Below are 20,373 nucleotides of genomic sequence, written 5' to 3' on the forward strand. Positions count from 1 at the left end.
CGCGGCCCTTTCCTTCCCCACACGCCGACAGCGTTTTTACGCGGCAGCCGCGCAACGATATGAGCGACTATCTCAAGGCCCTGGCGCTGTCCTCGGCGCTTTCCCTGGCAAGCGCCCCCACCCAGGCCGCGCCGCCCCAGGGCATACGGCTGGTGGACGCCAGACACAAAGCGATTGCCCTGCCTCGCCCGGCCCAGCGCATCGTCTCGCTGCAGCCCTCGTTCACCGAAGCCATCTGCGCCCTGGGCGGCTGCCAGGCCCTGGTGGGCGTGGACCGCTATTCCACCTGGCCTATGCAGGCCACCACCCTGCCCCAGGTGGGCAGCATCCGGGATCCGGACATAGAACGCATCATCGCCCTCCAGCCCGATGTGGTGCTGGCCCGGCCCAACCACCGCGTGGACGAACGCCTGGAACGCCTGGGCATCACCGTGCTGACCCTGAATGCCCAGTCCTATGAGGACATGGAGCGCGAGCTGGAAACCCTGGCCCAGCTGCTGGGCCGCCCGGGTGACGGCACCAGGCTGTGGCGGCAGACGCGGGAGCGGCTGGAAGCCCTGCGCCGCCAGATGCCGGCGCAGTGGCAGGGGAAAAAAGTCTATTTCGAGCTGCACAGCGGCATGGCGGCTGCGGGCGAGGCCTCGTTCATAGGGCAGACGCTGCAAAGCCTGGGCCTGGTCAACATCGCCGGTCGCGATCTGCCCATGTACCCCAAGCTCAGCCCCGAATATGTGGTGCGTGCCAACCCCGATCTCATCATCACCATGGCCGACCTGCCCGTGCCACCCCCCGAGCGCCAGGGCTGGGGCCGCGTCACGGCCTTGCGCGGCAACCACTATTGCCGCATTCCCAATGCCGAGTTTGATGTGCTGGTGCGCCCCGGCCCCCGCATCGATGAGGCAGCGCGGCACATCGTGCAGTGTTTACAGCGCATGCCCCTGCCGGCGGGTGGCATGGATGCATCCAAAAGATAGCGGCCAGTGCTGGTGGGACAAGTGCTGGAGGCTGATTTGACTCAATCAGCGACCTGCCTCAAATGGAGCTTTACTACGAATCTCGCTGCAGCGCTGGGTCTCACTTCCGAGGCCGGGTCTCGCCCCGGCAGGCGAGGTACTTTTCTTGCTCGTGCAAGCAAAGTACCCAAAAGAACACGCCCCTGCTACCCATGTCCCTGCGCTTCGCTTCGGGCAAGCTCGGTGCTCCATCCCAGGGCGGTGCCGCAGAACTCGCGGCGCGGCTATGCCGCTCTGCTCAAACATGCTGCGGCAAGTCAGTCCACGAAACAGCTGTGTCCTGCGGCACAGCTGTCCGCCCCGGGCTCTGCGCGCCAAGCCATGGGCAGAAGGGGAAAGCAGGAACCGAATACCTGCCCTGCGCGGGCTGCGCTGTAAGCGAACCTTATCTCCAAGCCATCGACACCTGTCGCTTCGTCACATTCCGACCCACGCAAATCACTTCACAGCAGCATCTCAAGCAATCACCCCCATCCATCACCAATCAGGCAACGCCAACCTCACCGCATCCGGCCAGGCCCGTACCAGGCGCTGTGCGCCTGCAAACGGCGGCTTGGCCGATACCTGCTCGCAATCCACCAGCACCTGGGACAGGCCTTGGGGGCCGCGCTGCTGCTCCAGCGCCAGCACGTCGGGGCTGCGAAAGTCACTGAGCAGCCACAAGCAGGCGGGCTGGCCCTGCTGCTGTGCACGCCGGGCCAGCAGCTCCCAGGCCTGGTGCACGGCCTGGGCCAAGGGCGTGCCGCCGCCGCCTGCCAGGGGCTCAATCAGTGCGGCATTCCAGCGCGGTGCGCGGCCAGGTGCCAGCCGCCATTGCACCTGGCCGGCGCCAAAGCACAGCAAGGCCACGGGCATGCGCTGCAGATAGGCCCAGCGCAGCCACTGCAGCACCAAGCCTTTGGCACGTGCCAGGGCTCCGCTCGCCAACATGGAGGCCGAGCAGTCCAGCGCAAACACATGCAGGGTTTGGGGCGTGGCCAAGGCCTGGCGCCAGCGCAGATGCGCGGGCTGCAGGCCTGCCCCGGGGCCTGCCTCCAGCAGGCGGGCACGCAAGGTAGCGGGCCAGTCCAGCAGGGCACCGGCATCGACTTGCATCACGCCCGGCCGCGTCTGGCCGGCCAGGGCTGCGCCCTGGGCAGGCGTGTTGGCCCGCCCTCGCCCCCGGCCCGCTGGGCTTAGCGCGGCAGGCCGGGGGCGCGGGCTTTTTTTGCGGCCAAGGCCTCCATGGCGGCCTGGGCCAGGGCATCACCCAGCGGCGGCGCGCAGGCGGCTGTAGCTTGCGGCTGAGGCTGGCCCCAGCCCGCTGGTGGCTGCGCCATGGCCTGGGGGGCCATGGCGGTTTGAGGTTGCTGCGCTGGCGGCTCCGTGCCCGGGGCAGCGCTGTGCGCGGGTGCTGTGGGAGCCGGTGCGGCGGATGGCGCAGGCCCTGCGCCCTGCGATTGCGGGGCTTGCCCGGCCTGCGCATCGGCAGATCGCGGCGGTGTCGCCTGCGATGGTTGCTGTGACTGATTCTGCGACGGGGCCAATGCCGGCTGCTGCGGCTCGGCGCCACGGTGGGCCAGCACCAGGGGAGCGACCCGGGACACATGCTCTGCCTCTATGGCCGGGCTTTGCTCCCAGGCCGCCAGGGCCCGGGCCGCACGCAGCATCACCAGGTCGGCACGCAGGCCGTCCACCTGGGCCGCAATGCATTGCTGGGCCACAGCCTCGTGGATGGCATCGCTCCAGGGCAGTTCGTCAGGGTTGGTGCAGCGTGCACGCGCCACGCGCAAACGCTCTGCCAGCGCGGCCTGCTGGGGCGCATGCTCCCGCGCAAAGCCTGCAGGGTCCAGCTCAAAGCGCAGCCTGGACTTGACGATGGCGCTGCGCAGCTGCACGTCCTGGGCATTGGCCAGCTGCACGCACAGGCCCAGGCGGTCCAGCAGCTGTGGGCGCAGCAAGCCCTCCTCGGGGTTCATGGTGCCTATCAGCACAAAGCGCGCCGCATGGCTGTGGGAGATGCCGTCGCGCTCCACGCGGTTCACGCCCGAGGCGGCCACATCCAGCAGCACATCGACGATGGCATCGGGCAGCAGATTGATCTCGTCCACATAGAGCACACCGCCATGGGCCTTGGCCACCACCCCGGGGGCGAATACCAGCTCGTTGCCTGCCAGGGCCTTGCCCAGGTCCAGACTGCCCAGCACATGCTCCACCGAGGCCCCCAGCGGCAGCGTGGCAAAAGGTGCCGGCGCCAGCAGCTCGGCCAGGGCCCGCGCCGCGGTGGACTTGGCCGTGCCGCGCGGGCCCTGGATCAGCACACCGCCCAGAGCAGGTTCGATGGCGGCCAGCAGCAGGGCCTGGACCAGTTGGGCCTGCCCCTGAATGGCCGCCAATGGAAACACTGGCGGTAATGTGGAGACCGTCATTGCGATGCCCGTCCTTCCATGAATTCTTCCTGCTCCAGCATGCGCGCCAGCAGTGTCTGGTGCATGTCCTCGGGCTGCGCCCACATGCCACGGTCTATGGCCTCGAGCAGGCGATGCACGATATCGCTCAAGGCCTGGGGATTGTGCGCGCGCAAAAAGCTGCGCACGGCCTCGTCTTCCACATAGGCCTGGGCCACCATCTGGTAGTGGCGGTCGGAGACCAGGGCCGTGGTGGCGTCAAAGCCAAACAGATAGTCCACCGTGGCGGCCATTTCGAATGCGCCCTTGTAGCCGTGGCGCATGGCGCCGGCAATCCATTTGGGATTGGTCACACGGGCGCGCACCACGCGGCCGATTTCCTCGGCCAGCGAGCGGATCTTGGCCGATTGCGGATTGCCATGGTCGCCGTGGTAAATGGCTGGTTCACTGCCACCCAGATGGCGCACAGCGGCCACCATGCCGCCCTGGTGCTGGTAGTACTCGCTGGAATCGAGTAAATCGTGCTCGCGGCTGTCCTGGTTTTGCAGCACCACGTCCAGGGCCTGCAAGCGTGTCTCCAGCGCCTGGCGTGCGGGCAGGCCGTCGGCCTGCTGGCCATAAGCATAGGCACCCCAATGCAGATAGTGGCGGGCAAAGTCGCCGGCATCGGTCCACTGCCCGGTGCGCAGCATCTCGTGCATGCTGGCGCCATAGCTGCCTGCGGGCGCGCCAAAAACGCGCCACAGGGCCTGCTCATGGGCCAGGGCTGCGTCCATGCCCTGGGCCGTCCAGGCTGCGGCATCGCGCTGCACGCGGGCGCGCAGCGGGTTGTCTTCCGCGTCTTCCTCCTGCGCGGCCACGGCGCGCACAGCGGCGTCGAACATCTGCACCACATTCGGAAAAGCATCGCGGAAAAAGCCGCTGATGCGCAGCGTCACATCCACACGCGGGCGCTGCAGGCCCACACGGGGAATGACCTCAAAGTCCAGCACGCGCTGGCTGCCTGGCGCCCATTTGGGCCGCACACCAATCAGTGCAAAGGCCTGGGCGATATCGTCGCCGCCGGTGCGCATGGTCGCCGTGCCCCAGACCGAGATGCCTATGGCCTGCGGGTACTCGCCATGCTCCTGCAGATAGCGCTCTATCAGCCGCTGCGCCGACTGCTGACCCAGGGCCCAGGCCGTTTGCGTAGGAATGGCGCGCGTATCCACGGTGTAGAAATTACGCCCCGTGGGCAGGGTGTCGCAGCGCCCGCGTGAGGGCGAGCCGCTGGGCCCTGGCGGCACAAAGCGGCCCTGCAGCGCACGCGAGAACTGGCGCAGCTCTTCGCTGCCGCAGGCATCCAGGGCCGGCGCTACCTCGCGCCCCAGGCGCTCCAGCACGGCCTGGGTGTGGGGCCAGTCCTGGGCGATTTGTGGATCATCGAGCAGTTGCAGGGCCAGCAGTTCCAGGCGCTCGCGCGTATCGCCGCCATGGCGCCAGGGGCCGGCATCCAGGGCCGCCAACATCACCGGGCGCGGGCCGGTCCAGACAGCGGCCGCATCCATGTCCAGCGGATTCCAGTCGCCGCCAGCTGCATCGGGCAGCAGATCTGCAGCCATCGCCTGCAGCAGGCCTTGGACGCTGTCGCCCTTGCCTGCGCTGGGGTAGCGGGCCAGGGACAGCAGTGTGGAGGTGCGCAGTTGGCCCTCGGGCGAACGGCCAAAGATATGCAGACCATCGCGGATCTGGGTTTCCTTCAGCTCGCACAGATAGGAGTCGATGCGCTCCAGCAGTTGCGCGTCCGCATCGACCTTTTCCTCGGCGCTTGGGCCGTCGCTCTGTGCCTCCGCTTTCGTCTCCAGCCCCAGCTCGCGCAGCAGGTCCTGCTCGCGGGCAACATCCAGAATCTGGCGGCGCAGCATGGTGGCGCGGCGCTGGTCCACCAGCAGGGCCTCGTAGTACTCGTCCACCAGCCGCTCCAGCTCCTGCATGGGGCCATGGTTTTCGGCGCGCGTGAGCGGCGGCATCAGGTGGTCGATGATCACAGCCTGGCTGCGGCGCTTGGCCTGGGCACCCTCGCCGGGGTCGTTGACGATAAAGGGATAGACATGGGGCAGCGGCCCCAGAATGGCATCGGGCCAGCACTGGCTGGACAGGGCCAGGCTCTTGCCCGGCAGCCATTCCAGATTGCCGTGCTTGCCCACATGGACCATGGCGTCCACACCAAAGCTGTCGCGCAGCCAGAAGTAGAACGCCAGATAGTTATGGGGTGGCACCAGCTCGGCATCGTGGTAGCTGGCGTAGTCGTTCTTACCATCCAGCGCGCGCGCGGGCTGTATACCCACAAACACATGGCCCAGCTGCAGGCCGGCCACCATGAACCAGCCCTGGCGCAGCATGGGGTCTTGCTCGGGCGCACCCCATTGGGCTTCCAGCGCCGCGCGCATGGCCTCGGGCAGCTGCTGCAGGCGCTGGCGGTAGGCATCGAGGGAATAGCCCTGCTGGGCCGGGCGCAGCACCCATTGTTGGGGGTCGTTGGCAATGCCTTGCTGCAGCTGCTCCATCAGCGCCAGACCGCTGGCGGGGCGGGCTTCGGCATCGCCCAGGTTCCAGCCGTCGCGCTCCAGTTGGGCCAGCAGTTCCATCACGGATGCGGGCGTGTCCAGACCCACGCCGCTGCCCATGCGGGCTTCGCTGCCGGGGTAGTTGGCCAACACCAGGGCCACGCGTTTTTCAGCCGCGGGCTTGCTGCGCAGCAAACACCAGCGCCGGGCCAGCTCGGCAATCCATTGCACGCGGTCGGGCTCGGCCTGGTAGGCCACGACATCGGTTTGCGTCAGCTCGCAGCGGTGCACCAGACCTTTGAAGCTCATGGCCCGGGTCATGATGCGGCCGTCCATTTCGGGCAGCACCACCTGCATGGCGATATCACGCGGGCGCAGGCCCTGGGTGTCGGCGATCCAGTCCTCGCGGTTGCTGCCGCTGGCAATCACCTGCAGCACGGGAATATCACCGGCCAGGGTGTCGATCTCGCCCCCTGCCACACCTTCTGCCACACCTGCCCGGGCATGCTCGCCCAGGGCCGCAAACGCCGTGGTGTTGAGGATGAGCTGCACCTGGTGGGCCGTGCACAGCGTGCGCAGCGTCTGCAGGCACAGCGCGTCCTTGAGCGACTCCAGCGCCAGCGGCAGCGGGTTCAAGCCCTGCTCCAGCAAGGCCTGGGCCATGGCATCAAAGGCCTCGGTGTTGGCGGCCAGCAGATGCGAGCGATAGAAGACCAGCATCACCACCGGCGCGCCCGGCGTCCAGCGGGCCTGCAAATCGTCCAGGCCCGGAAGGTGCGTGGCGCCGCCTTGTACCCCGCCTTGCACCCAATCCAGCGGCACATGCACGGCCACCGGCGGCAGCAGGCGCACGGGTGCGCCCTGCTCCGCCCGGCCCAGGCCCCAGGCCGCGGCCATGCGCAAAAATTCGCGCGCATTGCCCAGGCCACCCGCGCGCAGGTATTGCCACAGCGCCCGGCTGTGCTCGGGCGCCAGCGTGCCCCTGGCCAGCAGCTCCGCATCTTCCTGGCTGTCGCCCGAGAACAGCGCCAGCTTCTGGCCTTTTTGCAGGGCCAGCTTGCGCAGCTGCTCTATGCCATAGGGCCAGGCCGACTCGGCGCCCAGGTGGTCGACGATGACGGTCTTGGCATGCTGCAACACCTCATCGATGTACAAATCCAGCGAGGCGTTCTGGCGCAGATGCAACAGATTGGCCAGGCGCAGCGAAGGAGCGTCAGGTTCGGCCTGCTGCCAGATCCGGTAGGCATCGGCCAGCAGGGACAGCGTGGTGTCGGCCGAACTCAGCACCACAATCTCTGCCGGGGTTTGATCGAGGCGGGTGATGATGCTGTCGTCTTCGACAAAGCCACCGGGGCGGGTGCTGAGCAGGTGCATGCTTCAATAATAAGAGCTGATTACGCTGAATGGATAAGGGCTAGAGGGCGATTTTCCTTGTGAGAGTGTGTGCATGGGCCGTGCCCACCCTCACCCCTGCCCTCTCCCGCCCAGGCGGGAGAGGGAGTAAAAAACCTTCTCCCGCTTGAGGCGGTGGAGCCAGCCCACACTGTCTTGCCCCCTCTCCCGCTTGCGGGAAAGGGTTGGGGTGAGGCCCTGGGCAATCAAGCCAGCGCTGTATGCAACTCCTGCTGCAGCACCTCGGCATTCAAGCCCTTGCCGATAAACACCAGCCGCGTTGCGGCCTTCTCATCCTCGCGCCAGGCGCGGTCGAAGTAGGCGTCAAAGCGGCGGCCCACGCCCTGCACCAGCAGGCGCATCTTCTTGCCCGGCAGGGCCACAAAGCCTTTGACGCGCAGCACCGCGTGCTTTTGCACAATGGCTTGCAGCGCCTGCATCAAACGGTCGCGGTCCACGGCGCCCAGGTCGATGAAGAGCGAATCAAACTCATCGTGGTCATGGTCTTCATCGTGGTCGTGGTTGGAGTGACGCGCATCGATGTGCTGCTCGGCCGCGCGCTGCTGGCCCAGCAGCACCGACAGCGGCACGCTGCCCTGCACGGCTTCGATCATCTTGACTTCGGCCGGCACCTCTTCGGCCACCATGGCGCGCACCTGGGCCAGTTGCTCGGGTGTGACCAGGTCGGCCTTGGACAGTACCACCAGGTCGGCGGCCGAGAGCTGGTCTTCGAACAGCTCGTGCAGGCTGGCGTCGTGGTCCAGGTTCGGGTCGTCCTTGCGCTGGGCGTCCACGGCCTGGGGGTCATGGGCAAACTGGCCGGCCGCAGCGGCGGGCGTATCGACCACGGTGACCACGGAATCCACGGTGAACACGCTGGCAATCTCAGGCCACTGGAAGGCCTGGACCAGGGGCTTGGGCAGAGCCAGACCGCTGGTTTCGATCAACAGCACATCGATGTCATTGCGGCGCTCGGCCAGGGCCTTCATCACCGGGAAGAACTCTTCCTGCACCGTGCAGCACATGCAGCCATTGGCCAGCTCGTAGATCTGGCCGGGCTCGGCGCCCTCTTCGGCGCAGCCTATGGCGCAGGTCTTGAGGATTTCGCCATCAATGCCCAGCTCGCCAAACTCGTTGACGATGACGGCCACGCGCAGCCCCTGGGCCTGCTCCAGGATGTGGCGCATCAGCGTGGTCTTGCCGCTGCCGAGAAAGCCGGTGACGATGGTGGCGGGGATTTTGGTGGTTTGCATGGGTCAAGCTCCTGAAGAGGTTTCGCGAGGAATCGGGGGAAGCAGCGGGGAAGGCGCTGGGCAAGAGGATTCGGCCTTTGCAGGCAGGGCCGGCCGGCCATGCACGCACAGCACGCTATCCACCTCACCATCCAGCACATGGCGGCTGAGCACGGCCTGCATCTCGCCGGCATCCTGCACGGGCCCATACCATGCGCCCTCGGGATAGACGATCATCAGCGGGCCGTGGTTGCAGGGATATTGGCAGCTGGTCTGCAGCAGCATGAGGCGCTTTTTCAGCGGTGGATTCTCGCGCACCACGCGCGCCAGTTCGGGCCACAGCTGCACCGCGCCCTTGGCCGCACAGCGCGGCCCCATGCACCACAGCACATGGTGGCTGTGCGCGGGCACGCTGGACCAGCCCTTGGGGTCATGCTCCCAGGCATCATCTCCCACCACGGCGGGCACATCGGCCGTATCGGGCGCCGCCAGCAGCTGCCGCACCGTGCCAGCCAGCGTCTCGGCCAGTTGCGGGGCCTCGGGCAGCGGGGGCGCAAAAATCAGCCTGGGGGTGTTGGCATGCGCACCACGCCTTGCACTCCAGCGCATGATGAGCTTGTGCATCCAGCGGCGCAGCGCGGGCTCATCGGGCACCATGACCGGCACGATGACCACGGTGTGCGCGGCCTGGCAGGCGTCCAGAGCCTCGGGCAAGGCCGGCTGGTAACGGTCCACAAAGGCAGGCTGCACCACGATCTGCGTCCAGGCCGGCGCCATGCCCTGTGCCTGTGTTTCGGCCTGCAAACGGGCATGTACATGCGCTGCCAGCTGGGCCAGTTCCGCCTCGCTGGCGGCATAGACCGCCCCCCGTCCGAGCAGGATGACGGCCAGCGCATGCGAAGCGCTTGCGGTGGTGTTCAATGCAGGGCCTCCTGCTGGAACTCCACCGCATTGACGCCGATCTTTCGCTCGGGATGCAGGGCCGCAGCCAGCCGCTGCGCCGTCTCCACATTGCGTGGGCCGGGCGTGGCCTCGGCATAGCTCATCACAAAAAACCGGCGATGGCGAATCGCACTCACCGCTTCCAGCTCTTTTTTCTGCAGCAGAAAATCAATTTTCCCCTGCGCATTGGGCGTGCCGTAGTCGACGATGATGATCCACTCGGGGTCGCGGTCGATCACATCTTCCCAGTTGCCCTTGGGCCAGTTCTTGGCCAGGTCGGCAAAAATATTGGTGGCACCGGCCTCATCCATCATGGCCTGGGGCATGCCGAAGCGGCCCACGGTGGTGGGGATTTTTTCGCCGCTGTCAAACACAAAGACGCGGGGGCGATCTACCACGCCCTGCATTTGCTGCCTCAGCTGCTGCAACGCTGCACGCAGCGGCGCCAGGCACGCCTCGGCCTGCGGCCCGATGCCAAAGATGCGGGCCACGTTCTCCATGTCTTTGAAACCATCGTCCAGCGCCACACGCTCGCGCTGTTGCACATGGATGCAGGACTCGGACAGCACATAGGACGCCACCCCATGTTCGGCCAGGCGCTCGGGGGTGATGCCGCCGGGGCGAAATCCGTAGCTCCACCCTGCAAAGACAAAGTCGGCGTTCGCACCCAGCAGGCTCTCCATATTCATGCCCTGTGCCGACAGATTGGGCACCCGTGCAAGCCAGGGTGCAAGCTGTGGGCTGATGGCTTTGTGCGACGAGATGCCGCCATAGCCCACCAGCTTGTCACCCAGCCCGAGGAACAGAAACATCTCGGCAATGTTCACGTCATGTGTGACGGCGCGCTGGGGCACGCGGTCATAGCGTGTGGGCTGGCCGCACACATCGATGACCACGGCAGGCGCATGCTCCCGGGCATGGGCCTGCTCTGCTGCAGGCTGCGGCGTTTTGTGCTCGCCACAGCCTGCCGCCAGCAAAGCCAGCGGCAGCATGCAGGCGCGAAGCAGCAATCTGCGCATGGCCATCAAAAGCGCATCTGCGCCATCAGCTCCACGCTGCGGCTGCTGCCCAGAATCCACTGGGTGTTGTAGGCCGAGGTGGCATAGACGCGGTTGGTCAGATTGCGGCCAATCAGGCTCACGGTGGTCTTGGGGTTCACATTCCAGCGCACCACTGCATCCACCAGGGTGTAGGCAGGCAGGCGCTTGGCGTCGCTGTTGGCGTTGTCGCCAAAGCGCTGGCCCACATGGCGCAGGCCCAGCGAGGCACGCCAGTCGCCCATGCGGTAATGGCCCCACAGATTGGCCGTGACCTTGGGCACATTGGAGGGGCGGTTGCCGGCACGGTTGGCGCCTCCTGCCTCGATCAGCTCGTCAAACTTGGCGCGTGTATAGGCGGCATTGGCTTCCAGGCGGAAGGCCGGGGTCACATTGAAGGCGCCCGCCAGCTCCAGCCCATTCGAGGACTGCTTTCCGCCCTGAATCGACAGGGCCGAGTTGTTCGGGTCGCGCGTGATGATGTCGTTCTTGGTGATCTGGAACAGCGCTGCCGTCCACTCACCACGGCCTGCGGCCAGCTGCTGCTTGAAGCCCAGCTCCTGCTGGCGGCCCTTGCTCAGGGTATAGCCCGTCTGCGATGACGCGAGAGACAACAGGCTGGTGACCGGGTCATGGCCGGTGCTCATTTGCGCATAGACGCTGGACGCTTCGTTCAGCTTGTAGGTGGCACCCAGGCGCCATGAGGTGCCGTTCAGGTTTTTGTCAAACCCCGTATTGGGAGAGACCAGTTCCTGGCGCGAGAACTCGTACCAGTCGCGGCGTATGCCCCCCATCAACAGCCATTGCGGATGGATCTTCCAGGCATCCTCGATAAACAGCGCGTTCTGGCGCAGCGTGGAGTCCATCTTCGGCTGATAAGGATTGGCGCTGCGCCAGGGAGCGGATCCCGGGTCAAAGGCCGGCACATCAATGCTGGTGGTAGTGTATGGAGAGTTGCTGGTATTGCTGAAGTTGGTGTGGGAGACATCCCAGCCCACAGCCACCTGGTGGGCACCCGCCTTCCAGTCCAGTGCCATGCGGTTGCCGTTTTGCTGCAGGGCATGGCCTATCTCCAGATAGTCCGCAAGAGTGACTTTGCCTGTTGCTGGCTTGTAGTCATAGGCTTCGATGTTCTTCCAGTGGCGGTCGGAACTGAAGTGGTAAATCTCGTTGCGCACGCTCAAGGCCTCGTTGACCTGCCAGCTGGCCTTGGCCTTGAAACGCCGGTCACGGTAGTGGATGTCGCTGTCCTCGGAGTTGTAGCCCTGGTTCTTCAACTCGCGCGCCAGACGGCCATCCACCACCGGCGTGCCGTAGTAGCGCGATGGATTCTGGTTGCTGATGTCGGCCGTCAGATCGAAGGTGAGATCGCTGCGCGGCTGCCAGCGCAGCGCGCTCATCAGCTTGGCACTCTTGCTGTCGTCAAAGGGGCGGGCGCCATCGCTGCTGCTGCCATAGGCATCCACGCGGTAGCTCAGGGTCTCGCTGAGGGCTCCGGTACTGCCCAGGCCCACACGCGCCGTGCCGTGGTTGCCGCCGGTGAGCATGAGCTCGGTGGAGCGTTCGCGGCTGGGTTGCTTGCGGATGGCATTGACCGTGGCGCCCATGGTGCCACTGCCATACATCAACGAGGCCGGGCCACGCAGCACGTCAAAGCGCTCATAGCCCCAGGTGTCCGAGGGATAGTTCACCGTGCCCGAGCCCACGCCCTGGGTGATGCCGTCCTCGGCCACGCCCACCGAGTTCACGCCGTAAAAGCCGCGGCTGGCAAACGACAGCCCGCCATTGCCCGGCGAGCCTGCAGCCGTCAGGCCCACGGTGCGGGTGACCGCATCCACAGCACCCCGGTCGGCACGCTCATCGATTTGCTCGGCCGATACGCCGCTGACGCTGGCGGGCAGGTCCAGCACGCGCACATCCACATGCGAGGCCGATGTGGCGGGGCGGTTGGTGTCCAGGGGCGCTTCGGCCTGGCGGGCCTCCTGCACCGTGACTTCGGGCAGGGTTGGCTGGGCCAGCACGGCAGCCGGCCACAGCAGCGCCACTTGCAGCGCAGCGCTGCTGGAACGGAGAGAAAAAGGAGGTTTTTTGCCGGAAGCCGTGGAGGCGGCAGGAAGAGCTGGTGTATTGCGCATTTCAAAAAAGGCTGGAACCGCCTGATGGGAAAGCTGCGCAGACCAAGGCTTCGCCGGGGACGGCAATGCGCTCTGAGATTCCGGCCGCCATCCGCACCCCGCAGACAGTTGTAGCAAGCGCCAGTCGCAGGGCGACGGCACGGTGTGGCGTTTCGACAGGCCGGTCTCCGGGCTCACAGGCAGCGCATCACTGCACCTTCTCTCCCCGACCTTCCCGGGTGGCTCGCACAGATGTTTTGTGAGCGAGCCGACCCAGTGGCCGCAAGCGCGTGAAGCGACTTGCATGGGGTGTTTTTCCTGCATACCGTTGCGGGGGCAGCCAAGGCATGGCGGTTGCAGAACATGTTCTCCAACCGGACCTTGTTCCCGTTTCACTTGCTGCAAAGCAAGCACCTGCCGAAACAATGTGCCTCTCGGAGTATCTCCAAGGCACGGGGAAGGAGTCTATCAGCCAAGCCCCCAGCCTGCCGGGTCAACCGTGGCAGGCACGGGTGATTACCAGGGCCGGCGAAAGCAGCGGCTACAGCATCTCTTGCGGCAGATACTCGATCAAGAGCTTGCCCGTGCGCGCGCTGGTGCTGACCAGGGCGCGCACGCCGTAGACCTGGGCAATGGTCTCTTCCGTCAGCACCTGGGTCGGTGTGCCCTGGGCCACCAGGGCGCCGCCTTGCAGCAGGTAGAGGCGGTCGCAGTAATGTGCCGCCATCTGCAACTCGTGCAGCGCGGCCAGCGTGGTCAGGCCCAGGCTGCGTATCAGGTTCATCAGCTCGAACTGGTGGCGCACATCCAGGTGGTTGGTGGGCTCATCCAGCACCAGCATGGGCGCCTGCTGGGCCAGGGCGCGGGCCATCAGCACACGCTGTTTTTCCCCGCCAGAGAGCGTGGAAAACATGCGCTGGGCGAGATTCTGCGCATCCACGCGCTGCAAGGCCTGCGCCACGATGTCCAAATCCTCCTGGCTGTCGCGCGCCCATGCAGCCTGGTGGGGGATGCGCCCCATCAACACCACGTCCTGCACGCTGAGGGCGAACTCGCTGCCGTTCTCCTGGGCCAGCACAGCCATGGCGCGCGCATTCTCGCGGGCACTGCTGCGCCAGACATCACGGCCCTGCTGCAGCACGCTGCCAGCGGCGGGTTGGAGGATGCGGTAGATCATGCGCAGCAGCGTGGATTTGCCGCTGCCGTTGGGGCCCAACAGGCCCACGAATTCGCCCCTGCCCACATGCAGGCTGACATCGCGCACGATATGGGCCGCAGCCGCCTGCCAGTGCAAGCCCCGGGCCTGCAGTTGCATGTCTAAGAACGTATTCACAGGCCCAGACCTTTGCTGCTGTTCTTGCGGCACAGCATCCAGACAAAAAACGGCCCGCCCAGCAACGAGGTGATGACGCCCACCGGCACCTCGGCCGGCGCAAAGCTGATGCGTGAAACCACATCCACCCAGACCAGAAAGATGGCCCCCAGCATCGCAGCCACCGGCAGCACGCGCCGGTGCTCGGCACCCACCAGCATGCGCGTGGTATGGGGCACCATGAGACCGACAAAACCAATGGGGCCGGTGAGCGCCACCAGCACCCCGGTGACCATGGAGACCAGCACAAACAACCAGCGCCGCGTGCGCGTGGTGTCCACACCCAGCGTGGCCGCGCTTTCCTCCCCGGCCAGCAAGGCATTGAGGGAGCGCGCCTGGCCCAGCAGCAAGCCCATGCCCAGCAGCAGCAGGGCTGCAGGCAGGCCCAGTTCATCCCAGCGTGTGCCGGCCAGGCTGCCCAAGGTCCAGGTCAGCACGGCGTTGGCCAGCTCGCGCTGGTCCGAGGTCAGCACCATCAGGCTGGTGACACCACCCAGACAATAGGCCACGGCCACTCCGCCCAGAATCAGGCGCGAGGCCAGCAACTGGCCCTGGACATGGGCCAGCAGATAGACCGCTGTGCAAGCCGTCAAGGCCCCTGCAAACGCCCCCAGCGGCAAGGCCAGGCTGCCCGCAAATGCCAGCACGCCAAAGGCCAGCACCGCGACCGCCCCCACCGAAGCGCCCGAAGACACGCCCAGCAAATAGGGATCGGCCAGCGGGTTGCGCACCATGGCCTGCATGGCCACGCCCACCAGCGCCAGACCGGCCCCGGCCAGTGCCGCCAGCAGCACGCGCGGCAGCCGTATGCGCCAGACGATTTGCTGCTGGGACACACTCCAGTCACCGGGCGCAAGCTCCAGGCCCAGCCGCAGGCCGATCTCCTGGGCGGCAATATGCCAGGCCTGTTGCGGTGCGATGCGCACAGGCCCCAGGGTGATGGCCAGCGTCAGCGAAATGGCCAGCAGAACCAGCAGGGCCAGCAGCCAGTAGCGCAGGCGGCGGCGCTGCAGCGCGAAGTGCAGGCTGGCGGCGCTCATGGTGTTGTCACGCATTCAGGACTCAGGACAGAACTCTGGCACTCAGGATTAAGGACGATCTTGCACTCCAGAAAATCGTTGAAGCATTGTGCGAGAGCAAAAGCCGTGCGCCCTGCCCTCATGTCACCCGCCCGGCCCAAGCCGCTGGCACTTGCTGCATGACGGAGCATGCCGAGATCCGCTCCAGCGCGGGCCTGCCAGCCATCCTCCAATGCGGGCGCAGTATAAGACCGGCGACGCAGCAATTTTGGCCCAACGCTCCGCGCAGCCCTGGACTACGCCAGCCCAGAAACGCGAAAGCGGCCTGCGGCCGCTTTGGGAAAAGTCGGATCGGAAGCCGGCTCAGTCCAGCTGCAACTCCTTCAACAGGCTCTCCTCATTGCGAAAACTGGCGATCGCAAACTCCGTGTACTCCTTGGGGCCGAAGTAGTGGCCGCGCACCGAGTAGTTGGCCAGAACCTTCTTGAACTCCGGATCCTGCTGGGCATTTCTGATCGCGGTATCGAGCTTGTTCACGATGTCCGCAGGCAGATTCTTGGGCCCCGCTATGCCCACGGGCGAAGGCATGTCGAAGCCATAGCCTGCATCGTGCAGCGTGGGAATGGACTTGAAGTCGCCGGCTTTTTCATTCGCTGCCGTGGCCAGGGCCCGGATCTTGCCCGAGTTCAGATAGGGAACCAGGGTGTTGGAGGCCACGATGGAATCGATATGCCCGGCCATGAGTGCATTGATCGACTCGGTATCTCCCTTGAAGGGGATGTGGTTGAACTCGGCACCGGACTTCTTGGAGAGCATGGCCATGGTGATGTGGTGGGCCGCGTATTTGCCAGGCGTTCCATAGCTCACGCTGCCGGGCTTGCTCTTGGCCTGGTTCACCAGATCCGCGAGGCTCTTGTAGGGCGACGAGGCATTGACCGCGACGATGAAGTCGTAGGTCATATAGGTGGCGATGTAGGTCACATCGTCTATGGGGTGGTAGTTGGTCTTTTGTATATAGGGCTGGCGGAAGATGGAGATGGGCGTCAGCGCCAGCCGGTAGCCATCGGGCTTGGCGCTCTTCATGTCGACCACCCCCATGGAGCCGGCCACACCGGGCTTGTTCTCTATCACCACAGGCTGCTTGAGCTGGGCAGCAATGCTTTTGCCCATGGCTCTCGCAATCACGTCGGTCACGCCACCAGGGGAGAAAGGCACGATCAGGGTGATGGGGCGGCTGGGATAGTCGCTGGCCTGGGCTGCGCCTGCAGCCACCAGGCCGGCGGCGAGAGCCAGCAGGCTGCGTCGGACTTTATGAATCATGATTGTCTCCTGGTATTTTCATTGGCCCGTAAAGCGGGCAGGACGCTTTTCCAGGAAGGAGCGCATGCCTTCCTGAAAGTCCTGGGTTCTGGCCAGTTGCACGAACTGCAAAAACACATGGTGCACGTGGTCGTCAAAGCGTTCGGACAGGCCCATACGCATCAGGCGCTTGGCGCTTTGCACGGCCAGGGGGGCATTCGCGCAGATGTCGTCGACCACGGACATGGCCTGTACCTTTTCCTCTTCGTTGGAAAAGCCATAGTCGGCCAGCCCCAGCTCCAGGCTTTGCTGCAGATCGAGGTTCTTGCCCGTAAAGATCACCTGGGCAGCCTTGGACCAGCCCAGCATGCGCGGCAGATACCAGGTGCCACCCGACTCGGGCACCACGCCGCGCTTGACGAAGGCCGGGGACAGCTTGGCCTCGTGGCTCATGATGCGCATGTCGCAGCCCAGGGCCAAATCCATGCCATAGCCTGCGGCCGAGCCATTGAGCAGGCAGATGCAGGGCTTGTCGAGGTTGTGCAGCACCGTGGGCGGCGCAATCCTCAGGTCGAGGTTCACATGCACGTTGTTGTTGGACTTCTCCGAACCGATGCTGTCGCCGCTCAGGGCATCCTGAATGTCCAGCCCTACGCAAAAGGCCTTGCCAGCGCCAGTCAGCACGATGGCGCGCACCTGCGGATCCTGGTTGGCCTGCAGCAGACGCTCGCCCAGCGTATCCAGCATGGTGCGCGTGATCGCGTTGAGGCGCTCGGGCCGGTTGAGCGTAATCGTGGCCACATGTCCATCGACTGCGTAGAGAACTTCGTTATTTGCCATGGTGATCCCAAATAGTGATGAAAGAAAAGTGCCTGCACCGTGAAGTGCGGCCTGAAAGCCTCTTCAGTCCAGCCGAATGCCGCCTATGGCCTGGATGGTGTCGCCCCAGCGCTTGTAATCGGCATTCACGATGTCCGAGAACTGAGCCCCCTGGATGCCTGTGTACTGGTAGCCCAGCATGGCCATGGAGGCCCGGTACTGGACCGACTCCGTGGCCTGGACAATGGCCTGCGACAGCTTGTCGGCCACGGCGGCGGGTACGGCCTTGGGCGCGAATATGCCCAGCCAGCCGGTCATCTTGCTCACCGAGCCATAGCCCTGCTCGGCAAACGTGGGGACATCGGGCAGCAGGCTGTTGCGCTTGTCGCCGGTGACAGCCAGAACCCTGAGCTTGGGCGGATCGCCAATGAACGGCGTGAGCGAGCCCACGTCGGTGATCGTGGCGTCCAAGTGTCCACCGATGACATCGGGCGTTGCCGATTGCTTGTAGGGCACGTGGCGCAGCCGGATCTTGCCCATGCGCATGAACTCCTCGCCCAGCAAGTGCGCTGCCGTGCCGTTTCCGAAAGAGCCGAAGGAGACCAACTCGGGGTTCTTGCGCGCCTCGCCCACATAGCTGTCCAGGCTGGAGAACCTGCCGGATGTAGAGACTGCCAGGGCCAGGGAGGTGCGGCCTATCTGCACCAGCGGCCTGAAGTCGCGCACGGGGTCATAGGGAGTCTTGGAATAGGTCTGGGGCGTGATGACGACGAAAGAGGAGATGGCCATGTACAGGCTGCTGCCATCGGCCGGGGAGCGCAGCACCTCCTGCCCGCCGATGAAGCCCGAGAAGCCAGGCTTGTTCTCCACGATCACGGGGATCTTGAGCGACTTGCCCAGGTTCTCGGACATCCTCCTCGCAAGCACATCGGGAGCCGAGCCCGCAGGCAGGGGCACGACGATGCGCAGGCTTTTGAGCTTGAGGGCTTCGGCCTCGTCCTTGGCCGCGGCGGACAGGCACAGGGCACCAGCCGCCGAGAGCAGGGCCAGGCCGCGCACGATTTTTATGGCGCTCATTTTTGTCTCCTTGTTGTATTTCTTGCAGCTTGCAGGGCTGCTTATGCGCTGGCCTGCATGGCCTGGGGCAGACGCTTGCCCACGAGCTCGTTGGCCTCGCTGAGAATGCGCGTCATGAGCTCCTGGACCGTGGGGATGTCATGTATCAGCCCTGCGACCAGGCCGCAGGACCAGGCGCCAACCTCCACATCGCCATCCACCATGACCTTGGGATAAACGCCGCCGACTTCGTCCAGGATGTCGTTGAAGGTGATTGCCGCGCCCAGCTCTTTTTCCTTTTGCAGCAGGCGCTCGACGCCCTTGTTGACCAGCACGCGCTCGGTGTTGCGCAGCGGCTTCATGACCAGGCGCGTGTCGAGTTCCGTGGCCTTCAAGATGGCTTGCTTGACGTTTTCGTGCACCGGAGCTTCCTTGGTGGCCAGAAAACGGGTCCCCATGTTGATGCCGTCCGCACCCAGGGCCAGGGCAGCGATGAGGGAGCGGCCGTCGGCCATGCCACCCGAAGCAATGAAGGGCACGCTCAACTGCTCGGCGGCCAGGGGCAGCAGGATGAAGTTGGGAATATCGTCCTCGCCCGGGTGGCCGCCGCATTCAAAGCCGTCCACGCTGATGGCATCGCAGCCAATGCTCTGCGCCTTGAGCGCATGGCGTATGGAGGTGCACTTGTGCATGACCTTGATGCCGGCCTCCTTGAGCATGGGCAGCCACTGTGCGGGGTTGTTGCCCGCAGTCTCGACGACCTTGATGCCGCCGTCGATGATGGAGCGTATATAGCCCGCATAGTCGGGCGGCGTGCGCGCTGGCAAAAAGGTGAGGTTCACGCCAAAGGGCTTGTCCGTCATCGTGCGGCAGCGGGCGATTTCTTCGGCCAGGGCTGCAGGCGAGGGCTGGGTCAGAGCCGTCAAAAGGCCCAGGCCGCCGGCATTCGAGACGGCCGAGGAAAGCTCGGCCAGGCCGACATAGTGCATGCCGCCCTGGACAATGGGGTACTCGATGCCGAACAGTTCTGTAATGCGTGTCTTCATGATGGATAAATGCAGGGTGCGGAAACTTGTTTTGGAAAAGGTCGGGGCGACCTGGGCGAGCAGGCCGGCCGAAAGCCTGGAGGTGATTTGGGGCGGCTACTTTTGCGTCAGCTGATCCATGAAGGGCGCCAGCTTCTCGCCCATGTTCCTGGCCAGCGCATTGAGGCCGGAGAGCGGGCGCATCATGACCTCGAATTCCTCGATCTTTCCCTCGGCGTCGAAGCGCAGAAAATCGATGCCCTTGACGCGCTTGTCATCGACGTTGGCGCTGAATTCCAGCACCACGCTCATGCCGTCTTCGGTGAACAGCGTGCGGTGGTATTCGAAGTCCTTGAACACCGTGTTCACGGTCTTGAGCACCAGCTTGATCGCCGCACGCCCCGGATAGGGGTTGTGGGCCACGGGCGAGCGAAAGACGATCTTGTCCGAGAGGATGGGGTCCAGCTCTTCCATGGCGTTGCGCGCCAAGATGTCATGCCATGTCTCCAGGCTGGCCTGGATTTTCTGTTGGGTATTCATGCAATGTCTCCGGGGGGGGGCTTGGGTTGTTGACGGGTGGGCGCTATGCCTTTGAGTCCAGCGAGGCCAGGATCTGCAGGCATTCCTCGCACCACTCGATATAGGCTTTTTCGCGGCGAATGCCCGCATCCAGCACCATCTTCTTGATCAGCTGGCTGCGGTTCAAAGGATCTGGAAACGACCGCTTGCCGATCTGCTCGTAGGTTCTGAGCTTTTCTTCATGGTGCTGCTTCTTTTCCCGGATGATTCGCTCGGGGCACAGCTCATCGAAGTTCGACAGGGCGCGGACCTTCACAAGAAACGGATCCCGGATCACGGAGTGGTTCTTGTCGTCCTCTATCCACTGCTTGAGCTCCGCTCTGCCCTTGGGCTCTATCCTGTAGACGAAGCTGCTGGACTTCTGGGCCGAAGTCTCCGAGGTCACCAGTCCTTTGCTCTCCAGCTGCTTGAGCTCGCGGTAGATTTGCTGGTGGGTACAGTTCCAGAAGTAGCCAATGGATTTGTCGAAGCGCTTGAGCAGCTCGGCTCCCGTGCTCGGCTCTTCCGTCAAGGCGGTGAGAATGGCGTAGGCAAGAGACAT

16 protein-coding genes and 1 riboswitch are annotated in these 20,373 nt (G+C 64.9%); of the genes, 1 reads left to right on the forward strand and 15 read right to left on the reverse strand.

The window, feature by feature from the left end:
- The first annotated feature begins 59 nt into the window (after positions 1-59).
- Positions 60-974 (forward strand): ABC transporter substrate-binding protein, encoded by a 915-nt coding sequence (locus G486_RS21590; RefSeq protein ID WP_051303169.1) that lies wholly within the window; start codon positions 60-62, stop codon positions 972-974.
- Between the two features lie 516 nt (positions 975-1,490).
- Here the strand turns inward: G486_RS21590 and G486_RS0105245 are convergent.
- From G486_RS0105245 to G486_RS0105320, 15 genes are all read right to left on the reverse strand, one after another.
- A complete protein-coding gene (locus G486_RS0105245; RefSeq protein ID WP_027014588.1) occupies positions 1,491-2,108 on the reverse strand; it encodes a vWA domain-containing protein in 618 nt (205 codons plus the stop codon).
- Between the two features lie 80 nt (positions 2,109-2,188).
- Positions 2,189-3,421: an ATP-binding protein gene (locus G486_RS0105250; protein WP_027014589.1), complete on the reverse strand. Its 1,233-nt coding sequence runs from the start codon at positions 3,419-3,421 to the stop codon at positions 2,189-2,191.
- The gene (cobN, locus tag G486_RS0105255; protein ID WP_027014590.1) at positions 3,418-7,320 is read right to left on the reverse strand and encodes a cobaltochelatase subunit CobN; all 3,903 of its coding nucleotides are present in this window, start codon (positions 7,318-7,320) and stop codon (positions 3,418-3,420) included. Before cobN ends, G486_RS0105250 begins: the two co-directional genes overlap by 4 nt.
- Before the next feature lie 224 nt (positions 7,321-7,544).
- Positions 7,545-8,591 (reverse strand): cobalamin biosynthesis protein CobW, encoded by a 1,047-nt coding sequence (cobW, locus tag G486_RS0105265; protein WP_027014591.1) that lies wholly within the window; start codon positions 8,589-8,591, stop codon positions 7,545-7,547.
- Positions 8,592-8,594: 3 nt separating this feature from the next.
- Positions 8,595-9,491, reverse strand: a complete 897-nt coding sequence (locus G486_RS21595) for a (2Fe-2S) ferredoxin domain-containing protein (protein WP_245587249.1) — start codon at positions 9,489-9,491, stop codon at positions 8,595-8,597.
- On the reverse strand, positions 9,488-10,531 hold the full coding sequence (locus tag G486_RS0105275; protein ID WP_027014592.1) for an ABC transporter substrate-binding protein: 1,044 nt from the start codon (positions 10,529-10,531) through the stop codon (positions 9,488-9,490). Before G486_RS0105275 ends, G486_RS21595 begins: the two co-directional genes overlap by 4 nt.
- A 5-nt stretch (positions 10,532-10,536) precedes the next feature.
- Positions 10,537-12,684 carry a TonB-dependent receptor gene (locus G486_RS0105280; RefSeq protein ID WP_027014593.1) on the reverse strand — a complete coding sequence of 716 codons (2,148 nt, stop codon included), beginning with the start codon at positions 12,682-12,684 and terminating at the stop codon, positions 10,537-10,539.
- Between the two features lie 141 nt (positions 12,685-12,825).
- Positions 12,826-13,096, reverse strand: a riboswitch (cobalamin riboswitch).
- Positions 13,097-13,204: 108 nt separating this feature from the next.
- Positions 13,205-13,978 carry an ABC transporter ATP-binding protein gene (locus G486_RS0105285; RefSeq protein ID WP_027014594.1) on the reverse strand — a complete coding sequence of 258 codons (774 nt, stop codon included), beginning with the start codon at positions 13,976-13,978 and terminating at the stop codon, positions 13,205-13,207.
- A gap of 14 nt (positions 13,979-13,992) precedes the next feature.
- Complete coding sequence (locus G486_RS0105290; protein ID WP_245587250.1) at positions 13,993-15,090, reverse strand: FecCD family ABC transporter permease; 1,098 nt, start codon at positions 15,088-15,090, stop codon at positions 13,993-13,995.
- Positions 15,091-15,417: 327 nt separating this feature from the next.
- Positions 15,418-16,374: a tripartite tricarboxylate transporter substrate binding protein gene (locus G486_RS0105295; RefSeq protein WP_027014596.1), complete on the reverse strand. Its 957-nt coding sequence runs from the start codon at positions 16,372-16,374 to the stop codon at positions 15,418-15,420.
- An 18-nt stretch (positions 16,375-16,392) separates the two neighbouring features.
- Positions 16,393-17,193 (reverse strand): enoyl-CoA hydratase/isomerase family protein, encoded by an 801-nt coding sequence (locus G486_RS0105300; protein WP_034386730.1) that lies wholly within the window; start codon positions 17,191-17,193, stop codon positions 16,393-16,395.
- Positions 17,194-17,256: 63 nt separating this feature from the next.
- On the reverse strand, positions 17,257-18,249 hold the full coding sequence (locus G486_RS21600; protein WP_051303171.1) for a Bug family tripartite tricarboxylate transporter substrate binding protein: 993 nt from the start codon (positions 18,247-18,249) through the stop codon (positions 17,257-17,259).
- Between the two features lie 41 nt (positions 18,250-18,290).
- The gene (locus G486_RS0105310; protein WP_027014598.1) at positions 18,291-19,274 is read right to left on the reverse strand and encodes an NAD(P)H-dependent flavin oxidoreductase; all 984 of its coding nucleotides are present in this window, start codon (positions 19,272-19,274) and stop codon (positions 18,291-18,293) included.
- A gap of 96 nt (positions 19,275-19,370) precedes the next feature.
- Entirely contained in the window at positions 19,371-19,793 is a 423-nt protein-coding gene (locus tag G486_RS0105315) for a nuclear transport factor 2 family protein (RefSeq protein ID WP_027014599.1), read from the reverse strand.
- A 43-nt stretch (positions 19,794-19,836) separates the two neighbouring features.
- Positions 19,837-20,373: a PadR family transcriptional regulator gene (locus tag G486_RS0105320; RefSeq protein WP_027014600.1), complete on the reverse strand. Its 537-nt coding sequence runs from the start codon at positions 20,371-20,373 to the stop codon at positions 19,837-19,839.

It is taken from the genome of Comamonas composti DSM 21721 (assembly GCF_000429845.1).
Classification (GTDB): domain Bacteria; phylum Pseudomonadota; class Gammaproteobacteria; order Burkholderiales; family Burkholderiaceae_C; genus Comamonas; species Comamonas composti.